Source organism: Mitsuaria sp. TWR114, from assembly GCF_007997345.1.
This window is the reverse complement of sequence record NZ_VOSR01001040.1, coordinates 1-3599: the sequence shown is the minus strand read 5'-3', so window position 1 is coordinate 3599 and position 3599 is coordinate 1. Positions and strand designations below refer to the sequence as shown.

Sequence of the window (3599 nt, the reverse complement as noted above, 5' to 3'; positions counted from 1 at the left end):
CCGCCGCTGCGGCTCAGCATCGCCGAGACCCGGCTCAACGGCGGCAAGCGATTTCAACGACCGGTTCATCAAGCCCAACTACAGCGCCAACCTCAGCGAACTGACCGGCACGCTGGGCGCGTTCTCGGCGGGCTCGGCGGAGATGGCGCCGCTGCAGCTCAAGGGCAAGGTCGAGGGCACCGGGCTGCTGGACATCAGCGGCCGCCTGAACCCGAGCGGGGCGCCGCTGCGCTGGACATCACCGCCAGCGCCACCGACATCGAGCTCGCGCCGCTGTCGCCCTATGCCGGCAAGTACGCCGGTTATGCGATCGAGCGCGGCAAGCTCTCGACGCGCGTGCATTACGAGATCGAGCCGGGCGGCCGGCTGCAGGCCGACAACAAGATCGTGCTCAACCAGCTGACCTTCGGCGACCGCATCGACAGCCCGACCGCGACCAAGCTGCCGGTCAAGCTGGCGGTGGCGCTGCTCAAGGACCGGGACGGCGTGATCGACGTCAACCTGCCGGTCAGCGGCTCGCTCAACGATCCGGAGTTCAGCGTCGGCGGGCTGGTCGTCAAGCTCATCGTCAACCTGCTGACCAAGGCGCTGATGTCGCCGTTCTCGCTGCTGTCCGGCGGCGGCGGGGCGGAGATGAGCCAGCTCGAGTTCAAGCCCGGCACGGCCGCGCTGCAGCCGGACGCGGCGAAGAAGCTCGAGCCGCTGACCCGGGTGCTGGCGGACCGCCCGGCGCTGCAACTGAGCATCACCGGCTGGGTGGATCCGGCCGGCGAGCGCCGCGCGGCCCAGGCGGCGCGGCTCGAGGACGCGCTGCTCGCGGAACGGCGTCGCGAACTGCGGCGGGCGGCGGGCACACAGGCGGCGGGCCCGGCGCCGGCGGCCTCCGCCGCGAGCGATGCGCCGGTGACGCTGGACGACGCCCAGCGCGCGCGCCTGCTCAAGGTCGTCTATGACAACGCCAAGCTGCCCAACAAGCCGCGCAACTTCGTCGGCCTGACCAAGGACATCCCGGCCGAGCAGATGCGCGAGCTGCTGATGGACAGCTACACCGTCACCGACGAGCAGCTGCGGGAGCTGGCGCTGCAGCGCGCGGTCGCGGTGCGGGATGCGCTGATCGAGCGCGGCGTGCCGAACGCGCGCATGTTCCTGGCCTCGCCGAAGCTGCATGCGAAGGACGACGAGCGCGGCGCCGACAAGGACAAGCCCTGGCAGCCGCGCGTGGATCTGGCGCTCAGCGCACAGTGAGCGGGCGTCGCTCGCCTATGCTGGCGGGCTTGATTTCCGGGTCGCGCGCCCGATCTGAATCCGCCTGTCGCGGGAAGACTTCCCGCCAGCCTTGAGGACCTGCCATGACGACCACCCCGAATCCCGTTTCCCTGCCGGCCGGCGAGGACCTGATCACCCTCGGAGGCGGCTGCTTCTGGTGCACCGAGGCGGTGTTCCTGCGCGTCAAGGGCGTGCTGGGCGTCGAGTCCGGCTACACCAACGGCCAGGTGACGCAGCCCAACTATGAGCAGGTCTGCTCCGGCAACACCGGTCATGCCGAGGTCGTGCGGGTGCGTTTCGACACCCGCGTCGTCAGCCTCGAGGATCTGCTGCAGGTGTTCTTCACCATCCACGATCCGACGACGCTGAACCGCCAGGGCGCGGACGTCGGCACGCAGTACCGCTCCGGCATCTACTACACGCGGCCCGAGCAGCTCGGCGTGATCCGGCAGGTGCTGGACGAGGCGCAGCGCGCCCATGGCGGCAAGGTCGTCACCGAGGTCCAGCCCGAGCAGAACTACTGGCCCGCCGAGGCGTATCACCAGGACTACTTCGCCAATCACCCGGAGCAGGGCTACTGCGCGTTCGTTGTCGCGCCCAAGGTCGACAAGTTCGCGAAGAAGTTCAAGGAACTGCTGAAGGACGAGGCGGCCGGCTGATGGCGTCGACGGACGCCGCCGCGCTGATCGCGAGCCACGGGCTGCGCTTCCGCTACGGGGCGTCCGCCGCGGCCGACCTGCACTTTCCCGACTTCGAGGTGCCGCGCGGCGGTCATCTGCTGCTGCGCGGCGCTTCGGGCAGCGGCAAGAGCACGCTGCTCGCCTTGATGGCCGGACTGCTGACGCCGACGGCGGGACGCCTGGCGATGGACGGGGTGGAGGTCGGCGCGCTCGCGCCGGCCGCGCGGGACGCCTGGCGCGGCGCCCATCTGGGCTTCGTGCCGCAGCGTCTGCACCTGAGCGCCTCGCTGAGCGTGCGCGACAACCTCGCGCTGCCTTACGTCGCCGCAGGGCTCAAGCCGGACGAGGCCCGGATCGCGGCCCTGCTGGCCGAGCTGGGCATAGCGCCACTGCTGGACCGACGTCCGCATGCGCTCAGCCAGGGCCAGGCGCAGCGCGTGGCATTGGCGCGGGCGTTGTTGCGCGCGCCGCGTTTCGTGCTCGCCGATGAGCCCACCGCCAACCTCGACGACGAGGCCTGTGACGCCACGCTGGCGCTGCTGCGTCGCGTGGCGACGGAACACGGCGCCAGCCTGGTGATCGCCTCGCATGACGCCCGCATCGAGGCCGTCTGGAGCGAGTGGCCGGCGCTGCAACGGTTGAGGCTCACGCGCATGGGCAGCGCGGCGATGCCGCTGCCGACGTCGTGCGCCACCCAATGAGCCGGTCCCCGCTGAACCTGCCGCGCCTGGCGTGGCGATACCTCTGGGCGCGTCCGATGCTGACGACGCTCAACCTGATGCTGCTGAGCCTGGGCCTGGCCGCGATCGGTTTCGTCGTGCTGGTCAGCGAGCAGCTGGAGCAAGGCCTTCGGCGCGATCTCGGCGGCATCGACCTGGTCGTCGGTGCCAAGGGCAGTCCGATGCAGATCCTGCTGGCAGGCGTGTTCCACCTGGACCAGTCGACGGGGAACATCCCGCTCGCCACCGTCTCGCAGCTGAAGGCGCAGCCGCTGGTGGCGCAGGCGGTGCCGATCTCGCTGGGCGACAGCTTCCGCGGCCATCGCATCGTCGGCACGACGGCGGACTACCTGGCGCTCTACCAGCTGGAGCTCGCCCAGGGCCGGCGCTGGACCGGGCCCATGCAGGCAGTGCTGGGCGCCGAGGTGGCGCGTCAGTCCGGGCTGAAGCCGGGCGACCGGTTCCACGGCACGCACGGCCTGGCCGGTGGCGGCGAGGAACACGAGCACCCCTATGAAGTGACCGGCGTCCTGGCGCCGACGGGCGGCGTGGTCGACCGGCTGGTGCTGACGGACCTGGCCTCGGTCTGGGAGGCCCATGCGGCGCATGGGCACGCGGCGAAGTCGGCCCGCGAATCGAAGGGCAGGGGCCACGACGATCACGCCAGCGACCGCGACGACGCCAGCGACCGCGACCGCGACCGCGCCGAGGATCACGGCCACGCCGCGGACCACGAGCACGAGCACGAGCACGAGCACGAGCACGACCGCGAGCACACCGGTGCTCACGCGGACGCCGCGCTCGAGGTCAGCATGGTGCTGGTGCGCTACCGCAGTCCGCTGGCCGCGGTGATGCTGCCGCGCTGGGTCAACGCGCAGGCGGGGTTACAGGCCTCGGTGCCGGCGCTGGAGACCGCGCGGCTGCTGAGCATGGT

The 3599-nt window shown here is 71.1% G+C and carries 3 protein-coding genes and 1 pseudogene; all 4 read left to right on the top strand.

Translation table 11 applies throughout. The annotated features are described in order from the left end of the window. Nucleotides 1-67: 67 nt before the first annotated feature. A pseudogene (locus FUT87_RS27065) lies at nt 68-1245 on the top strand (DUF748 domain-containing protein). Nucleotides 1246-1349: 104 nt separating this feature from the next. Then, nucleotides 1350-1925, top strand: coding sequence for a peptide-methionine (S)-S-oxide reductase MsrA (msrA, locus tag FUT87_RS27060; protein WP_147242814.1), 576 nt, complete (start codon nt 1350-1352; stop codon nt 1923-1925). Continuing rightward, nucleotides 1925-2647, top strand: coding sequence for an ABC transporter ATP-binding protein (locus tag FUT87_RS27055; protein ID WP_147242815.1), 723 nt, complete (start codon nt 1925-1927; stop codon nt 2645-2647). Before msrA ends, FUT87_RS27055 begins: the two co-directional genes overlap by 1 nt. After that, a partial coding sequence (locus tag FUT87_RS31195) for an ABC transporter permease (protein ID WP_255512066.1) occupies nt 2644-3599 on the top strand: 956 nt, incomplete at its 3' end. The genes FUT87_RS27055 and FUT87_RS31195, both read left to right, overlap by 4 nt.